The following is a 17,028-nucleotide window of genomic DNA, read 5'->3' as shown; positions in this document are numbered from 1 at the left end:
GTTTTCGTGGCTCATTGATTCGCCACCGATCGAACTTCGTCGTGTTGCAATGGAAGCGAGTGGAAATCAGACTACCCTTCAATCGCTATCCTGCATATTCCTCTTCATCCTATCGTCCGGTTTGGCTTTCTCATGACACAATCGCTGCTTGGCATCGTTGGCCTTGGCTACGTTGGTTTACCCCTTGGACTTCAATTCGCTCGCTGCGGAACGGATGTCCTAGGCTTAGACATCGATCCTGCGAAAACGGACGCAATCAACGCGGGTAAGTCGTATATCCATCACATCACGGCGGAGTCCATTGAGGAGCAGGTCTCGGCGGGTCGTTTGTCAGCTTCAACCGATTTTTCCCGTGTTGCCGAGTGTGGCGCGGTCCTGATCTGTGTGCCAAGCCCACTAGGCAAGAACCGCGAACCCGATATTTCTTACATTCTAGAGACTGGTAAAGCGATCGCGCCGTACCTAAAAACAGGTACCTTGGTCGTTCTGGAATCAACCACCTATCCCGGGACGACGGACGAAGACTTACGAGCGGTTCTCGAAAGCGGATCGGGCATGAAGGCGGGCAAGGATTTTCATCTGGCGTTTTCTCCTGAGCGTGAAGATCCCGGTAACCCCGATAGCCAAGTGGCGATTATCCCCAAAGTGGTTGGCGGGCTCACGCCGGCTTGCAGCGAAAAAGCGCAAGAGTGGTACGGCAGGGCGATCAAGAAAATTGTGCCTGTCAGTAGTTGTCGGGCGGCGGAAGCGACCAAGCTCCTCGAGAATATCTTTCGAAGCGTTAACATTGCGCTCGTCAATGAACTGAAGGTCGTTTACGACGCGATGGGAATTGACGTCTGGGAAGTCATCGAAGCGGCCAAAACGAAACCGTTCGGCTACATGGCGTTTTATCCTGGCCCTGGTCTCGGTGGTCATTGCATTCCAATCGACCCGTTCTATTTGACCTGGAAGGCACGTGAGTTTGGCCAAGCGACGCGGTTTATCGAATTGGCGGGCGAGATCAATACGTCGATGCCCCAGCACGTTGTGCGAAAAACAGGTGATGCACTCAATGGAGTGAAGAAGCCGATCAACGGTAGCAAAATCCTGCTTGTCGGTCTTGCTTACAAAGCCAACGTGGACGATGACCGCGAATCACCAACTTATGTTTTGATGGATGCGTTAAAGGCTGCCGGTGCTGACGTGGCTTATTACGACCCGTACGTCCCAGTGATTCGACCGAGCCGCGAACATGGCCATTGGGCTGGGAAAAAAAGTGTTGCATGGGACCAGGCTACCGTAGCCGGTTTCGATGCGGCGATCATCTCGACCGCTCACGCCAATGTTGACCATCAACAACTCGTCGATTGGTCACAACTTGTCATCGACACACGAAACGTGACCGCGAAGTTAGAACGTACCCAAAACGTAACCAAAGCCTAGGTGGATGTGTCGGACGCGAGTGCTCAAGATTCGGGTTTGGTACAGTAGCCATCCGAAACCTTTTTGTCCCACCGTTACCGATCGTCCGATTTAGAATTCATGCAACTTATCCGTTTCGCTGAAGAACCTAAGCAGCTCTCTGAAGCGAAGCTTAGGGAGGTCGAACGCCTCCACACCAAGCTTTTGGGCGCCCCCGCTTCGATTAAGCGGCTCGGCGGTGCGTTTGTTGTTGTTCTTCCTCGGGCTGTTGTTGAGGAATGGTCAAGATCCTTTCTCGCCCGGTTTCTGGTTTGACGACTTGGTTTTCTGCACTTGCCGTGATTTCTGTACCGCTAAAAACCCGCTGAAGTTTGCCATCGTCGGCGTAGATTTTCAGCTCATCTTCTTCCATAAACCACACAGCACGAAATCCATTGGCTTGGAAACAGCGACCGCAGAAGAAACCGTCGCGGATCAACATCGATTCAGACACTATTCCCGAATCGCCATTTTCCTGCAATGATCTACCGGAAACGCCTGCGATCCAGCGGCTGAGGTGGTTGCGAACGACTGCCAAACGTTGAGAATTTGTCATACGATAAAAAATTGGCAACAAGGGAAAGAATCGTGTCGTTCTTTCATCGGCATTTTATAATTCTGATAACCGCGATTTTCGAATCAGCTGGCAACCCAAACCTAAACCCCCTAGATTACAATGCGTGTTCTTCTTGATGAGACCGAGTTAAATGACGGCGTCCACCGTTTGGCGGATGAAATTGACCAGTTCTATGGTAGCCGTCATCCACTTACGGTAATCGCTGTGATGACAGGAAGCTTAGTGCTGTTTGCTGATTTGATCCGCCGTTTGTCGATGCCACAGCGAGTAGGAGTGGTTCAGGCATCGAGCTACCGGGGCGGCACGGTTTCGGGGGAATTACACGTTGATTCGCAAATGATGATTGACGTTGCTGGAAAAGATGTGTTACTAGTCGATGATATCTTCGATACTGGCAGGACACTCGACCGATTGAAAACGATGATGTTTGAGGAATGTGGTGCTTCAAGCATCAAGACGGCGGTCTTGCTTCACAAGCAGCGAGCTCATTGCGTCGAATTGCGACCCGATTTTGTCGCTTTTGAGATTCCCGATGAATTCGTCGTTGGTTACGGCTTGGACTATTTAGACATGTATCGGAATTTACCCTATTTGGCGGTCCTCGAACCCGATGAGATTGCAGCAACCGCAGCGGAACAACAACGGTGAATCATACGGGGCGAATTCTATTGGTCGGCCGTCACTTTTGGCCATTGGCATGTTTTGATTCCTCAGGCTTTTTGGTTCAATTGGCAACCGACTTGCATCGCGCAGAGGATCGGTCCGGACATCGTGTTGAAGTCCTTACGCCACGCTATTCGGCTTCGTGTCCTGAGCGATTTGTTTACCGCGAGATGGTGGTGCATCGACCGGCAATGGCTCCGCGAAGTGATTGGTCGATGGGCCGCTATGTCCGTCATCTGACAACCTGGCTAAAAACGAATATCCAATCGTTCGATATCGTGGTTTGCGATTCGATTCGTGAAGAGGCACTGGCCGTCGTCGAAGCGGCTGCTGGTTCCGCTGCGAAAATCGTCTTAATCAGCTCTCAATATGGGAGCCAAAGTGACCCTGCTTGGTGGCAGTCTTCACGACTGGCGCGGCGATGTGCGGGAGCGGCAAACCTGGCTCATTGTGTCGTCGTGAAGGACGCCCAAAGCGAACGGTTGCTGTTGGGCAAAGGGATCGCCGCCGAGAAAATCCAGCGAATTCCAATCGGATTCACTGGATCGATCGGGTTGCCCAATGAGTTGACTTTGGGGATTTTAGATGAGGCGGACGATCGGAAACCGAGCGGCGAGAAGACCATCGCCCGGCGGCGACTTGGAAATATCAACACTGATTTACGAACGATGCCTGACACGCCCGTCGTCGTATGTTGTGGTAGGTTTCAGCGAGATTCAGGAATGGATTTGCTCGCTCGTTCCGCACGGCTTTTGATTGCTCGATATCCCGATTTGAGGATTTGGTTTATTGGTGATGGCCCGAATCGCCATTCAATGCACGATTTTGTTCGAGGGGATGGGGTTCGTAACTCGATCTCGATGCCCGGATCGTTTAATGATTTATCGGACGTGTACACGGCGGCGGATGTGTACGTTCAAGCCGATGAGGATGGACTGGACTCGTTTCTTCCCACAGCGGTTTCGGCAGCGCTTCCGATCGTCGCAATCGACACACCAGCGGTGCGTTCGGTGTTGGGGATGAATCGATCCGCCATTGGAAACGCTTCGATCGGGAATGAAAAGATTGGGAATGGACCCAACCTTGCACGCCTGTTTTCTGGCGCGACGACGAAGTCGTTACGAGCGGGCCTTCGTGAAATTCTTGACGATTTACCAGCGGGGCGAGCGAAAGCGATCGAGCTAAAACGGCACTTGCTCCGTACTCGGCCTCAAAGTCAAGTTATCGAAAGCTACCTCGATTTGTTTCAGCGACTGAAACGTTCTTCGGATTCGCCAAAACGGTCAAATCGCTCTTCCAATTCCTCCATCGAGGCAGCTTCATGATGGTTCGAGTGGCTCTTGTCATACCAACGATGGATCGGGGTGGTGCGGAGAAACAACTATGCTTATTGGCAAACCATTTGCCGCGTGATTCGTTTGATGTCCACGTCGTCCTATTGACGCGTGACGGTCCGCGAAGCGAATGGCTGCGGGCTGCGGGAATTCCGGTGACGCTGATTGGTAAACGCTTCAAAGCCGACCCAAGTGCCCTGTTCCGGTTGCGCCGAAAACTCAAGTCGCTTCGCCCTGATATCGTTCATACCTGGTTGTTCGCCGCAAATAGTTTTGGCCGCGCGGCAGCACGGATGGCGAACGTACCAACCATTATCGGCAGCGAACGATGCGTTGACCCCTGGAAAACGGAGGCGCATTTTATGATTGATCGTCAGTTGGCCAAATGCTCCAGCGCGATAACAAGCAATAGCAACGGGGTGGTTGATTTTTATGCATCGCATGGAATTTCAAGGACTCTGTTTCATGTGATCCCAAATGGGATCATGCCACGTGGCGGCACCGACATTGATCGTGACGAAGCATGTCGCCGTTTGGGTGTCGACCCAAAACGCCGTTTGATCTTGGCGGTAGGCCGTTTGTGGCCGCAAAAACGCTATCGTGATTTGATTTGGGCTGCCGAATTATTGGCGACCGCTCGCGAGGATACGTCGCTAGTGATTGTGGGTGATGGGCCTCAGCGTGGTGAATTATTGCGTTTTCGTGATTCGGTGACGACTCCCGATCGAGTTCGATTCTGCGGTTTGCGCCACGATGTTGCCGAGCTATTGCCACACGCGGACGCATTTTGGATCGGGAGCGATTATGAAGGACAAAGCAATGCGGTAATCGAAGCGATGCAGGCCGGAGTTCCTGTGATTGCATCCGATATCCCTGGCAATCGCGATTTGGTTGTCCCAAATCAAACGGGTTGTTTTTTTGCGGTGGGGGATACAGCGGATTTAGCACGCCAGACAAACCAATTGTTTGACGATCCTTCCCGAAGGGCACAATTCAAAGAGAGTGCCATAAAACGCATTCGTGATCAATTTTCAGTGGAGTCAATGGTGCATCGTCACGCCGAGTTGTACGAACGGATGAAAGAGCGTAGCGGGTCTTGATAAGGCCCCTCGTCGTCAGGATGAACCAACACGGAAGGCATCTAGATTAAGTGGCGGCTTTTTGCCTAATACGATATCCGCCATACACACGGCCGTCGCGGGCGACAAATGAATTCCGCTACGGTAATGGCCGGCTGCGACGAAGAGGTTTGAGGCTTTGGGGTGTCGACCGATCATAGGGAACCCATCAAACGTAAGTGGTCGGAGCCCTGCACAATCTTCGACAATGGTTGCGGCTTCCAATTCTGGAATGATCGAGATCGCAAATTGCTTCAGCGATTCGATCATCGGTTTGGTCGTGCGACAATCGAAACCGGTTTCCTCTTCGCACGAACCGACCAACAAATGCCCATCGTCGCGGGAAAGCAGATAACGATTTCCGATGTTGACAATCGATCGAAGAAGCGGTTGATCGGTTTTGAATACCAAAATCTGGCCGCGGATCGGAATCAGCGCTTCGGAGAGTCCCAGCGATTCACAAACCAACCCTGTCCAACTTCCGCCGCACAAGACGACGGACGCGGATTCAATCCAGCCGGACTCGGTGCAAACGGCGGTCGAATCCGCACTGAATCGCAAGTCTGTCACGTTGGTTTGCTCGATGATCTCAACGCCAGTTTGCTGGCACGCTTGATGAAGAGCCTGGAGGTACGCGGGGGTACAAACCTGGTACTCATCGGGCACCCACCATGCCGAAACATTTGAGAGTTTTGAAAGCCACCGGGCGATTGCCGGTTCCGCAGCCACCAATTGGTCGATTGAAATGTGGTCGCATTCAATTTGCATGTCATTCCAAAAATGGACCATGCCCGCCATGACAGCCTTCTCGCCCGCCGTGTTGCCAAGGTAGAAACCGCCACAGCGACGTAGTCCGATATCCATTCCGGTCGTTTCGGACAATTCGTTCGCCCACTTTGGAAACAGCATATGACTGTATCCACGTAGTCGATCGATCGCATCCGTTGCCGTTTCTAAATTCGCGGGTGGCAAAATTCCGGCCGCAACGCGTGACGTTGAATCGCCAATGCGATTGCGTTCGATAAGTCGGACTTGCTTGCCACGACGTCTCAATTCCCAAGCGATTGACATACCGATCGCTCCACCACCGACGACGGTAACCAGAGGGCTGTCGGGGCTCATCGTCGAACGTTGGTTGGAATCAGTTTTTTTAGTAGACATAACAGATTTAATTTGGTGGAGTGAACATCGTCATCTTTCGCGACGCGAGCGGCCGAGATCATTCAATCAGTATGCGATCGATGGAATTAGCAAGCTTGGCAAGTCGATCGTTTGATTTTCGAGCGGATTTGAGATGAGACCGTAAACGATTCAGTTCAATTACCGTATCAACATCCTCTCGTTCACAAAGCAGATGGCAGGTCAAACGACCCGTCTGAATACGTTTTCGAGTCGTTTCGAGCACGTGGCTTGATCCCCAAGGCATCTCTCTAAATAGACGATCGTAGGAATCACGCCAAGGTGCCGCCAGACCGATTAGATAGTAACCACCGTCGACAGCCGGCCCCAGAACGACATCATGCTCGGCCAAACGATCGGTGGCTTCGCGAACGGTGGAAGGGTCAATCAGTGGACAATCGGCCCCGATCAGAACCAGCGGAGCGGAATCGGCGAGATTGGTGAATTGGGTTTGAAAAAGATTGGACATCCGTGAGCCTAAATCGCCAATGCCCTGATCGACTAAATGCCATTTATTGTTAGGGACGTGAGTTTTCAAGGCATTGGCAAAATGGGATTGCTGTGACAGCGGTGTGATCGCAAGCAGGTGACGGTCAGCGGCATCGTTTAGTGTTTGACAGAGAAAAAGCGTGAAAATTCGATGTAGATGAGCTGCCGCGGCCATCCCAATCGAACTTCCAAGTCGAGTTTTGACGTCCCCAGCATTCCAGTATTTCGCCATGATCGCGATTGTCGCATATCCGTTTTTTCGGTTCGAACGGTTTTGCATCTTTACATCCGATCAGCTAAAACTAGGCTCATGGTGTGCTAGACGTTAGCGTATGAAGAGTTTTTCGTTACGATACACACCGGCAAGCCGTTAATGGTATATGCTTTATGCAAATCGTCCATCCCGTTTTAGGCTGTCACACCCCCCCTGTGCCACGCTCTACCTACTTTCTAAATGCCTAAAATCACCTCGCAACGATTCCTCGAAATGGTCGAGAAAAGCGGTCTTGTGAGTAAAGCGAAATCCGATCGCTTGATCATGAAGGTCCGCGCGAAGCTAGACGGGGGGTTGCCCGAAGATGCTCGTAAGTTGGCAATGGTGTTCAAAAAGCAAGGCCTTTTGACGCAGTGGCATCTCGATAAGTTACTGGCTGGAAAATACAAAGGTTTTTTCCTTGGCCGCTACAAGTTGCTCGGGCACATCGGCACCGGCGGAATGAGCAGTGTCTACGTTGGCGAACACGTTGGATTGCACGACAAACGGGCTTTAAAAGTACTGCCCAAAAAACGAGTTCACGATTCGACTTATTTAGCCCGGTTCCAATTGGAAGCGCAGGCGATTGCTTCGCTGAATCATCCCAATATTGTCACGGCCTACGACATCGACAACGAAGGGGACGTTCACTTTATTGTCATGGAATATGTTGACGGCCTCGATTTACATCAACTCGTGAAACGTGATGGGCCGCTCGATTTTTCAACGGCTGCCGACCTGATTGCTCAAGCGGCACGAGGGCTTGAGCATGCTCATTCGCGTGGCGTGATCCACCGCGACGTCAAGCCAGCCAACCTATTGATTGATGAAAGCGGCCGGGTGCGGCTACTCGACATGGGATTGGCACTCGTTTTGGCTGGCGAAGAAGACTCACTAACGGTCGCCAACAACGAAAACGTGCTGGGCACCGCTGACTACCTAGCACCCGAACAGGCGCTCAACAGTCATACGGTCGATCATCGTGTCGACATCTACGGACTCGGATGCACGTTCTATTATCTGCTTACCGGGCGTCCGCCGTTTAGTGAGGGTACGTTGGCCCAAAGGATTGCGAAACATCAAACCGAAATGCCTACCTCGATTCGCACCTTGCGTCCTGATTGCGCAGGCGAGCTAGAAGGCATTTGCGTCAAGATGATACAAAAAGACCCTGTGTATCGTTATCAAACGGCAAAGGATATCGCGGAAGTCCTGGAGAGATTTGTTGCTCGGGTGCCACGTGGCGCGAACTTGGTCGCTGGTTTGGGAGAAACGCCCTCGTACGACGAATCGGCAAGTTCTTCGTCACTAGGCTTGGACGATAGTTCGAAATCCACGAACCCGGCAGGAGAATCTTCAGGTTCGATCTCGAGTGCTCGCTCCGCATTGCTCCACGGTGATGGGATCAGCAGCAGTGATAGTGGGCGAATGGTCAACGTGCGACCGCGTCCCGATTTATTGGATGGTAGCTTTATTGATATTCAAGCCGAGTCTGGGTATCGTCCAAGTTCAAGCATCCGATCCTCCTCATCCCGAGCGAGCGATGCATCGAAAGTAGATGAATCGTCCAAGTTCACACAATCGCCGTCTACCCTTGGCCGGTCCGGGCGTTCGGGCGTCCACCTCGGCGATGAATCAGACATCTATGGGCATCCCGACGAGCGAAGCGGTCGAGGCAGCAAATCGGGAAATCGGTCGGGCCGCTACCGAAAACAAAATGGGGTCGACCCCTTGCTACTCGGTGCGGTAGCATTTGCGCTGTTCATCATCGCCATCGCCATCGGTTTTTACTTGGCGCGTCTGACTTCCTAGGCTTTGTCCGAACCGGAGGGCTCCCCCTCCAAGTAAACCCCAAATGACCAAAACGAATGGCCTGCAAAGGGTCAGCCCCCTTTTGACAAAGCCTCGTCGCCACGAAGAGAGTTCCCAGCCTTGACTGTCATTCTTGATCGGCCCTACCAATTTATCCCGCCAAACCGCAACGACCTATGGCCAGCGTTCATCCAAAAATTTCGCATCTTCGATTATTATTTGCGAAAGAAAGAGGGGGTGGTCAGCTATGATTGCCGCAACATCGAGCGGTTGAAACAATCAATTGCATCGGGTGCTGGCGTCTTGTTGGCTCCAAATCATTGCCGTTATGCCGATCCATTGGTACTGGGGTGGTGCTCTCGACATTCCGGACGTCATGTTTACGCCATGGCGTCATGGCACCTGTTTAACAATGGGTGGTTTGATGCGTTTGCCATTAACCGAATGGGCGGTTTTAGCATTTTTCGTGAAGGCTCCGATCGACAAGCACTCGAAACGGCCATCGAAATACTTGTCGAAGCCCATCGGGCCTTGATCCTCTTTCCCGAAGGCACTACCAATCGAACCAACGATGCACTGAAGCCGCTGCTTGAAGGTGTCACCTTTATTGCTCGTACGGCATCGCGCCGCCGACACAAAAAAGATGGTGGCAAAACCGTCGTTCATCCGGTCGCAATCAAATACCTCAGCGTTGACAAAATTGATGATTGGGCCAATGCTCAGCTTAGCCAAATCGAATCGCAATTGGGCTGGCAGAAACCGGTGAGCCTACCACTGTTGGGGCGAACCCTTCGTGTTGTCGAAGCACTGCTAGCATTGCGAGAAGTCGAGTACTTCGGCAAGTCGCGCACCGGGCCTTTGCCGGCAAGACGAGACGAATTGATTGAACATTTGCTCTCAAGCACTGAACAGCGGATGAAGTTGGAGAATGCCGTATCGGACGCCAATGAATCAAACGTTCGCGCTCGAGTGCGAGTTATCCGAAGCGAAGTCCACACGCGATGGTTCTCGAGGAATCCAAACGACCAAGAGAAACGAGCGCTAAGAGGGGATTTGGCTGCCGCCGATTTGGCTCAGGAATTATTCTCGTACCCCGATAATTACTTGCAGGAGGAAACCGTTACCGACATGCGACTTGTCGAGACGATCCAGAGGATGCAGGAAACCCTGTTTGGAAAAGCGGATTCGAGTATCCCGCTGCATGCGGTGATCGAAGTCGATGAATCGATCAATGTTCCCGCTGAAAAAGCTCCGCGCGGAGTCGAAGACCCCATTTTGACATCGATCCGCGAATCGTTAACCGCTTTGTTGGAAAATCTCTCCGGCGAAGCCCGCCCGGTTGCCTAGCCCGGATGATTCATGGGCTTGCAAATTGTTTTGCCAACGTCTACGCCTTCAAGCGTTTACGTTCATTGCTCGAAAAACAGTCTGCGAATCATCCGGGCTAGGGGATAAGAAAACGGGGTTGTGAAACAACTAAAGGTTTCGTATTATTGTCTTTTCAACCCGCAAGGACGTGGACAATCGACGATGCACCAACCACCTACCCGCTGGCACCTCGACGCTTCCCCGTTTGCTCCGCAAGCTGGCTTCACCGTGCTTGAATTGTTGGTTACCGTATCGATAATTGGCGTGCTTGCCGGCCTTTTGCTTCCGGGGCTCGGGTCTGCACGCGAATCGGCTCGGCGAGTTCAATGCACCAGCCATCTGCGCGAGATTGGGCTGGCTTTACACAACCATCACGACGCCAACGGGACTTTGCCGGTCGGATGGAAGTTCGATCCCAGTATCCAGTCAGCATACGGTTGGGCCGTGCCATTGCTTCCGTATCTGGAGCAGCCCGCGTTGTTCAGCCGCATGGATTGTCAACAACGCGTTGGCGCTCCCGTTCACGACGCCGTCCGCGCGACTCCGTTGCCGATCATGCTTTGCCCGTCAGATATCACCGAGCCAACCTTCGTGTTATACGAAGAGGATGGGGATAAAGAGGATGACGAGAAAGAAGGCAATGACTTTTCGGCTGCCATGTTGCACGTGTTAGAGCCTTCGATAACGTCACCTTTGGTTCGCTTACCCACCGCCAACTACGTCGGGATGTTTGGAACGATGGAAGCCGACGATTCGGTTCCCGCCCCGCTCGGGGACGGTGCATTTCTTGAAAACAGGCCGGTTCGATTTCGCGATTTCGCTCGCGGACTTTCCAACACGATCATCGTTGGCGAACGCATGATGGCGCAAGTGCCCTCGACTTGGTTGGGTGTTGATTTGGCCGGTGAAGACGCTGCGGCGCGTTTGGTCGGATCGGCTCTCGAAGGTATCAACAACCCGCTGGCGGATGAGTGTGATTATTCGAGCCGTCATCCCAGTGGTGCGAACTTCTTGTGGGGTGATGGGCACGTATCGTTTGTCACCGAAGACGTTGACTTGCCTTTGTATCACCAATGGGCGAAGTTGCGTGACCGGTGATTTGCTCGCCCCTCTCTCGCAGCATTCCATTTCTAAATCCATAAATTCATTACGATATATTTCCAAAATGTCACGAACCGAAAAACTCGTTGAGTTGACCAAGTGTGAAGCGGAAGTCATGGACATTGTCTGGGACAAGGCCAGCGTGACCGTTAGTGATGTTGTCGAAGCAATCGACCGTGATCTGGCGTATACGACCGTGCTGACGACGATGAAAATCTTGGAAGACAAAAAGATCGTTCGCCGCGGGCCCAAGATCGGCCGAGCGTTCACTTACATAGCCATGGTGTCGCGAGAGCAGGTTCGCGAGGGCATGATCAAATCGTTGGCCAACCAATTGTTCGGTGGTTCGACGCGGTCGTTAGTGCTCAGCCTGCTGCAATCCAATTCGGTTTCTGCTGACGATATCGCTGCAGTGAAGCAAGCGGCTGACCAGTTGGGAGATTCGTAGTGGATTCCCGGCTTGTGTTTGAAGTTGGTTGCGCATTGTGCTTGCAAATCACGGTTGTGATCTTGGCCACGTTTCTGTTGCAGCGATGGGTCGCGGACGCCAGATCACAGTGCCGGTTGTGGACGATCTGTTTCGTTGGTGTGATTGTCCTGGTCGCCACCGCATTTCTATTGCCACATCGTCGACTGTTGCATTTCCCTGGTGGCTTTTCTCGCGAAACCATGTTAGGCGTCGTCGTTTGGCAAACCCGATTTTCGATTGTCCTGGCTAGCGTTTGGATGATTGGTGCCACTCGTTCGATTTTGCGTCGCGTGATTTTATGCTTCGAGGTGTTGCGGTTCTTGAAAATGCACTGTGAGCCCATTGATGCAGTGGAGTTGCTGGCACGAGCTAACGTAACGTCGCATGACGACGACAAACTTTCAATTCTAACGAGCGATAAAATCCAGGGGCCGTTCTGTTGGCAGTTGCACCAACCGGTGATCGTCTTGCCGAGTTTTCTGCTCAGCGATGATGAACTCACGTTGCGACACGTTCTGTTACACGAGATCGAGCACTTACGAACGCAGCACCCGATGCAACATTTCCTGCAGGGCGTTTGTTCGACGCTGTTCTGGTTTCATCCGTTGGTCTGGATGGCTGCTGATAGAGCCGAACTGACACGAGAGTACCTATGTGATGAGGTGGCAGCGAAGACCGCCGGTAAGTTCAGCGCCTATTTGCGGACGCTAGCCAAAGTTGCCGAGCGTTGCAGTGGCGTATCGTGTACCAACGCACCGGAGGGGACATTGGCATTCGGCAATCAGCCCAGTGCCTTGATCCGTCGCAGTAACCGATTGGTCAAATTGGCCGAGAGTGAAAAGCCACAATCGCGATGGCGACCGATCGCGGCAATGGCTGGCCTATTGCTTTGCACGGCGATCATGCAGCAAATTTGGTTGCCGACCAACGCAATGGCGTCACAGCGAAGTGATTGGTCGCCATGGCCGACATGGACAGCCGGGGTATTGCATCAAGCAAACCTGCATGTTCGCGATTTTGAAATGTTCGAAGACGGCGTGCACATGCATGAACTGCTGTACGAGGATATCTAAGCCGGACACGCTGTGAAGCTTTCTTCTTTCGTTCTACGGCGTGGCGATTGGGACCACGAGCGCAAACGGCCCACCGCGATGGGCCTCGCCCGCGCGGAAAAATGATAACCGGACCGATGAAGGCGAGCGGCAATTCGCATCGAATTACTAACTACTTAAAAGTTGGGGTTGCGGCAATGCCGTCACCCATCGTACTTTTCGCATCGGCTGAATTACTAAGACCATCGTAGAAAAGGGTGCAAGGATGCACGACAACGATCAAAACCAAAAGTCAATCTCACTGATCTTACCAGCTTGGAACGAAGCCGAGGTGATTGCCACGGCCGTCGCGGAAGCGGACGCTGCACTCTCACAACTCACCGTTGACTATGAAATTATCGTGGTCGACGATGGGAGCACGGATGACACAGGAAGTATTGTTCGCAAGTTGGCGATGGCGAATGATCACGTGCGGTTGGTAGAGCATTCGCCCAACCAGGGCTACGGCGCTGCAATCCGATCGGGATTTGCGTCGGCCGACAGCGACTTGGTCGTGTTTACAGATGCGGATTGCCAGTTCGATTTGACAGAACTCGATCGGTTCGTGCTGTTGTCGAATCGCTACGACATCGTTTGTGGTTATCGCATCGACCGCAAGGACACACCGCTACGTTGTTTGTACTCGAAGGTCTACAACTTACTGGTTCGGTTAACGCTAGGAACGGGTGTTCGCGACGTTGATTGCGCGTTGAAATTGTTTCACCGCGATGTGGCCAAGAGGATTCAGATTGCCGGCAATGGTTTTCTGGTAAGCTCCGAGATGTTGGTTCAGGCTCGGCGAATCGGTTGCAGTGTCTGTGAAGTCGGCGTGTCGCATCGACCGCGAATGTTGGGCGAGAGCACCGTGTCGGTACAGCACATCCCGAAGGTCCTCACGTCGCTGACTCGATATTGGTGGAACGAGATTCAGTTCCCAGCGGTTGTGGCGCCACGCCCCGTAGACAATTGGGTGAAGAGTGTCGCCATCTCGGCCGACGAGGCGGAGGATCGAAAGTCCTGGCGACTTCCTATGCTGCAAATTGGACTACTTCTGATTGCTGCGGTCTTCATGCTGACGAATCTCAGTTACCCTCTCATTGACCGCGACGAAACGCGGTACGCCGAAATCCCCAGAGAGATGATTGCAACGGGCAATTGGATTTTGCCTCAGTTGAATTTCCATACCTATTACGACAAGCCGCCGCTGGTGTATTGGTTGTGTGCGATCAGCTTTAAATTGTTCGGCATCAGTGAAGCATCGGCGAGATTGGTTCCGTCGCTAGCAGCACTGGCGACTCTCGCTTGCACAATGTTCTTTGGTTCACGGATATTTGGGCGGCGAGTTGGTCTGTTCGCCGGAGTGGTGTTGTTCTTGTCGGTCGGCTTTGCGTTTACGAGTCGGTACCTATTGCTCGACGGCGTTTTGACGCTGTTCGTTTCCCTGTCATTGTTCACTGCCTATGAAGCGATCCGCGTGAACCCTTCTTCTCGAAGCGTTCCGAGCGGCAGGGGGAAATTAGTGCTCGGCTGGTGGATCGCGTCGTCCGTTTTCATCGGTTTGGCGTTGCTAACGAAAGGTCCGATTGCAATCGCGCTTTGGCTGCCGCCGGTGTTTGCGTTTGCCTGGCTATCGGAAGCAGACGCGAAACCGCGGTGGTGGCACTATGGTTTACTCGGTGCTGTCGCGGCAATGATTGCCATGCCGTGGTTCATCCTCGCCCATCAGCAAGATCCGACTTTCTTATGCCAATTCTTCTACAAACATCATTTCGCACGTTTCGCCGGAGAGTTTCATCCAAAGCCGATCTGGTTCTTTGTTCCGGTCCTGCTGATTGCCGGCCATCCTTGGTCGTTCTTGACAATACCCTACGCCAAGTTTTTAGTTGGACGTGGTGAAACGACTCGAGCCAGACGTCCACCGGCGTTGGGATTTATGTTGCTGTACAGTCTTTGGTGCTTTGCGTTCTTTTCGATCTCCGCTTGCAAGTTGCCAACCTATTTGTTGCCTGCCGCACCACCTTTGGCGCTGATGCTCGGACACTACCTGAATGAAATTCTACAAGACTCGGGCAACCCGACCGAATTCTTCTTCGCTCGGTTGTGGTCTGCACGAACGGCGACCGCCACCACTTGTGTCGCAGGAGTCTCGTTCGTCTTGTTCGTCGTCGTTTGGACCGGAGATTCCAACTTTGCGTTGTTCGGGTGGGCAACCATTTGGGCGATGTGGTTGATGGTTTCATTGCTGCCAATGGCCGACCGTCATCAAGCCAAGATTGCATGGGCTTCTTCGACCGGAGCAGCTTTCCTTTTCACCGTGATGGTGATGCACCAAATGGTGCCTGCGTATAGTCGCTCGCAAACGCTGTTTGGCGAAACCTCGCCTTTGGGCGATCAGTTGGCGGTTGCGAAGTCTTTGCCGATTGCAACCATCGACCATGAATTTTCCGAAGTGCCATTCTATTTGGAAAGGCGAGATATCCCGAACTTTTTGAATGTGAATGACACGGGTGTAGCCGACTTCGTTTCGCAGGCAGGAATGTCGATCTTGATCGTCGATGACCTCATCGGGCCGAACGATCTAGCCGATCAGTTGCCTAAGACTGCAAAACTGACCAAAATTGGGCACCGCGGATCGGCGCTGATCTACCAAGCAACCAACACAGCAAGCCCGCCGCAAATGGCCTTGGTGCCCGATGGCCAAGCCCAAGGAGCCCAGCGATGATGTGGTTGATTCGATGGTTCTTTGCAGTGCGACCTTTGTTCCGCTGCTCGGATGAATGCAACCCTCGTGATTCGCTGCTCATTCAGCAGATGGCAGGACGATTGGAGGCAAGAGATAAGGTCCGTCGTCAAGCTTCAATCCAGTGTACAAACGCCCGTCGGGCGTGGCATAAGGATGGGAGAGTGGAGACGAAAGGGGTTGGCCAGATCAGCATATTGGGGACGATCCCGCTTCGGATCACTCGCGACCTCATCACCCTATTTTGTGTGTCGTTGTTTGTCATCACGACGTTGGTGATGTTCGTCGGTGTAGCACGTGAGGCGATCAATCAAGGACTCGGGCCAGTGGGCGTGATGCAGCTGATACCGTTTTCTCTTCCCAATGCTCTCTCGTTAGCGGTTCCCGGTACAGCTTTGTTCAGTGTTTGCAGCGTTTATGGTCGTATGTCAGCAGACAACGAATTGGTTGCGATGCAGTCGGTGGGGATCTCGTTGTTGCCGGCGATGGTTCCCGCCATCGTGTTGACCGCCATCATAAGCATCGCGACCGTGGGGCTGATTAACGTTGCGTTTACTTGGGGATTCCATGGGGTTCAGCGTGTTGCCTTATCATCGGTCGAGAAAATCGCTTACAACAAACTCCGCCGTGATCATAACTTTCAGCACGACTGCTTTTCCATCTCGGTTCGCGATGTCCAAGGACGTGATTTGGTTGAACCGAAAATCAAAATCCTGCGAACGGGGGCCGAACCAGTCCATATCACCGCCCGCACCGCACAACTGACCTATCGTCCTGACGACGAAAGCCTGCAAGTAAGTATTACCAGCGGGAAAGCAGACATCGGTGGTGTGGCGTCGTTCCATTTCCCAGACACGTTTGTGCAAACCATTCCACTGGGGTTGGAATCGAGTCACAACTTGCTGACCGCACATCCCTCTCATATGTCCATGCGAGATTTGCCAAAGGCGTCGCTGCGCCAATCCGACGACGTGCGGTGCCGAGAGAACGAAATCGCCGTCCGCGTTGGCTTCAGTCTGCTGTCCTCCCACCTCGACGAAATCAGCGATTCCGATGCGATTGCACGTGACGCTGGTGTCGAGCAAAGCCGAAAACGTGTGCATCGTCTCGATACGGAAATGAATCGGCGTTGGGCCAGCGGATTCACTTGTCTGGCAATGTCGATGATTGGCATTCCACTGGCGATCCGCATGAAAACGTCCGACACCATGACGACGTTTGGCCTCGTCTTTCTTCCAACGGTGCTGATCTATTACCCAATCTTCGCTTTGACGTTGGACATGGCGAAGGGCGGCCAATTGTTCCCACAAGGTGTTTGGATCGCCAATTTACTGTTTATCGTCGTCAGTATCATGATGATGCGCCGACTTGTTTATCAACCCGCGTGACTT

The 17,028-nt window shown here is 52.7% G+C and carries 14 protein-coding genes; 11 read left to right on the top strand and 3 right to left on the bottom strand.

Features of this window, described 5'->3' with window-relative positions:
• Nucleotides 1-132 precede the first annotated feature (132 nt).
• Nucleotides 133-1,425 carry a nucleotide sugar dehydrogenase gene (locus Q31b_RS24115; RefSeq protein WP_146602221.1) on the top strand — a complete coding sequence of 431 codons (1,293 nt, stop codon included), beginning with the start codon at nucleotides 133-135 and terminating at the stop codon, nucleotides 1,423-1,425.
• 202 nt (nucleotides 1,426-1,627) lie between these two features.
• Here Q31b_RS24115 and Q31b_RS24110 read toward each other — a convergent pair whose 3' ends face one another.
• Nucleotides 1,628-1,999 carry a hypothetical protein gene (locus tag Q31b_RS24110; protein WP_146602220.1) on the bottom strand — a complete coding sequence of 124 codons (372 nt, stop codon included), beginning with the start codon at nucleotides 1,997-1,999 and terminating at the stop codon, nucleotides 1,628-1,630.
• A gap of 120 nt (nucleotides 2,000-2,119) precedes the next feature.
• On the opposite strand from Q31b_RS24110, the gene hpt reads away from it, so the two are divergent.
• The 3 genes from hpt to Q31b_RS24095 are packed head-to-tail and all read left to right on the top strand — an operon-like array spanning nucleotide 2,120 to nucleotide 5,117.
• Nucleotides 2,120-2,668 carry a hypoxanthine phosphoribosyltransferase gene (gene hpt, locus Q31b_RS24105; RefSeq protein ID WP_146602219.1) on the top strand — a complete coding sequence of 183 codons (549 nt, stop codon included), beginning with the start codon at nucleotides 2,120-2,122 and terminating at the stop codon, nucleotides 2,666-2,668.
• Nucleotides 2,665-4,008 carry a glycosyltransferase family 4 protein gene (locus tag Q31b_RS24100; protein ID WP_146602218.1) on the top strand — a complete coding sequence of 448 codons (1,344 nt, stop codon included), beginning with the start codon at nucleotides 2,665-2,667 and terminating at the stop codon, nucleotides 4,006-4,008. The genes hpt and Q31b_RS24100 overlap by 4 nt, the downstream gene beginning before the upstream one ends.
• A complete protein-coding gene (locus Q31b_RS24095; RefSeq protein WP_146602217.1) occupies nucleotides 4,005-5,117 on the top strand; it encodes a glycosyltransferase family 4 protein in 1,113 nt (370 codons plus the stop codon). Before Q31b_RS24100 ends, Q31b_RS24095 begins: the two co-directional genes overlap by 4 nt.
• A 15-nt stretch (nucleotides 5,118-5,132) precedes the next feature.
• On the opposite strand, the gene thiO is transcribed toward Q31b_RS24095, so the two are convergent.
• Nucleotides 5,133-6,296: a glycine oxidase ThiO gene (thiO, locus tag Q31b_RS24090; protein ID WP_146602216.1), complete on the bottom strand. Its 1,164-nt coding sequence runs from the start codon at nucleotides 6,294-6,296 to the stop codon at nucleotides 5,133-5,135.
• A 58-nt stretch (nucleotides 6,297-6,354) separates the two neighbouring features.
• Complete coding sequence (locus Q31b_RS24085) at nucleotides 6,355-7,083, bottom strand: TIGR04282 family arsenosugar biosynthesis glycosyltransferase (protein WP_146602215.1); 729 nt, start codon at nucleotides 7,081-7,083, stop codon at nucleotides 6,355-6,357.
• Nucleotides 7,084-7,257: 174 nt separating this feature from the next.
• Between Q31b_RS24085 and Q31b_RS24080 the strand changes: the two genes are divergently transcribed.
• The 7 genes from Q31b_RS24080 (at nucleotide 7,258) to Q31b_RS24050 (ending at nucleotide 17,025) form a co-directional block, all read left to right on the top strand.
• A complete protein-coding gene (locus tag Q31b_RS24080; protein WP_146602214.1) occupies nucleotides 7,258-8,868 on the top strand; it encodes a serine/threonine protein kinase in 1,611 nt (536 codons plus the stop codon).
• Nucleotides 8,869-8,988: 120 nt separating this feature from the next.
• Nucleotides 8,989-10,215, top strand: coding sequence for a 1-acyl-sn-glycerol-3-phosphate acyltransferase (locus Q31b_RS24075; RefSeq protein WP_146602213.1), 1,227 nt, complete (start codon nucleotides 8,989-8,991; stop codon nucleotides 10,213-10,215).
• Between the two features lie 120 nt (nucleotides 10,216-10,335).
• Nucleotides 10,336-11,334 (top strand): DUF1559 domain-containing protein, encoded by a 999-nt coding sequence (locus tag Q31b_RS24070; RefSeq protein WP_231617817.1) that lies wholly within the window; start codon nucleotides 10,336-10,338, stop codon nucleotides 11,332-11,334.
• A gap of 67 nt (nucleotides 11,335-11,401) precedes the next feature.
• On the top strand, nucleotides 11,402-11,785 hold the full coding sequence (locus Q31b_RS24065; protein ID WP_146602212.1) for a BlaI/MecI/CopY family transcriptional regulator: 384 nt from the start codon (nucleotides 11,402-11,404) through the stop codon (nucleotides 11,783-11,785).
• On the top strand, nucleotides 11,785-12,879 hold the full coding sequence (locus tag Q31b_RS24060; protein ID WP_146602211.1) for a M56 family metallopeptidase: 1,095 nt from the start codon (nucleotides 11,785-11,787) through the stop codon (nucleotides 12,877-12,879). Before Q31b_RS24065 ends, Q31b_RS24060 begins: the two co-directional genes overlap by 1 nt.
• Before the next feature lie 244 nt (nucleotides 12,880-13,123).
• Nucleotides 13,124-15,619 carry a glycosyltransferase gene (locus tag Q31b_RS24055; protein ID WP_146602210.1) on the top strand — a complete coding sequence of 832 codons (2,496 nt, stop codon included), beginning with the start codon at nucleotides 13,124-13,126 and terminating at the stop codon, nucleotides 15,617-15,619.
• The gene (locus tag Q31b_RS24050) at nucleotides 15,616-17,025 is read left to right on the top strand and encodes an LptF/LptG family permease (protein WP_146602209.1); all 1,410 of its coding nucleotides are present in this window, start codon (nucleotides 15,616-15,618) and stop codon (nucleotides 17,023-17,025) included. The genes Q31b_RS24055 and Q31b_RS24050 overlap by 4 nt, the downstream gene beginning before the upstream one ends.
• Nucleotides 17,026-17,028 lie beyond the last annotated feature (3 nt).

The organism is Novipirellula aureliae, assembly GCF_007860185.1.
Classification (GTDB): domain Bacteria; phylum Planctomycetota; class Planctomycetia; order Pirellulales; family Pirellulaceae; genus Novipirellula_A; species Novipirellula_A aureliae.
This window is presented reverse-complemented; position numbering and strand designations above follow the sequence as displayed.

Coding starts and splice junctions, on each gene's coding strand:
- Q31b_RS24080 (WP_146602214.1), top strand. CDS start 7,258: ATGCCTAAAATCACCTCGCAACGATTCCTCGAAATGGTCGAGAAAAGC.
- Q31b_RS24095 (WP_146602217.1), top strand. CDS start 4,005: ATGATGGTTCGAGTGGCTCTTGTCATACCAACGATGGATCGGGGTGGT.
- Q31b_RS24055 (WP_146602210.1), top strand. CDS start 13,124: ATGCACGACAACGATCAAAACCAAAAGTCAATCTCACTGATCTTACCA.
- Q31b_RS24050 (WP_146602209.1), top strand. CDS start 15,616: ATGATGTGGTTGATTCGATGGTTCTTTGCAGTGCGACCTTTGTTCCGC.
- hpt (WP_146602219.1), top strand. CDS start 2,120: ATGCGTGTTCTTCTTGATGAGACCGAGTTAAATGACGGCGTCCACCGT.
- thiO (WP_146602216.1), bottom strand. CDS start 6,296: ATGTCTACTAAAAAAACTGATTCCAACCAACGTTCGACGATGAGCCCC.
- Q31b_RS24065 (WP_146602212.1), top strand. CDS start 11,402: ATGTCACGAACCGAAAAACTCGTTGAGTTGACCAAGTGTGAAGCGGAA.
- Q31b_RS24085 (WP_146602215.1), bottom strand. CDS start 7,083: ATGCAAAACCGTTCGAACCGAAAAAACGGATATGCGACAATCGCGATC.
- Q31b_RS24115 (WP_146602221.1), top strand. CDS start 133: ATGACACAATCGCTGCTTGGCATCGTTGGCCTTGGCTACGTTGGTTTA.
- Q31b_RS24110 (WP_146602220.1), bottom strand. CDS start 1,999: ATGACAAATTCTCAACGTTTGGCAGTCGTTCGCAACCACCTCAGCCGC.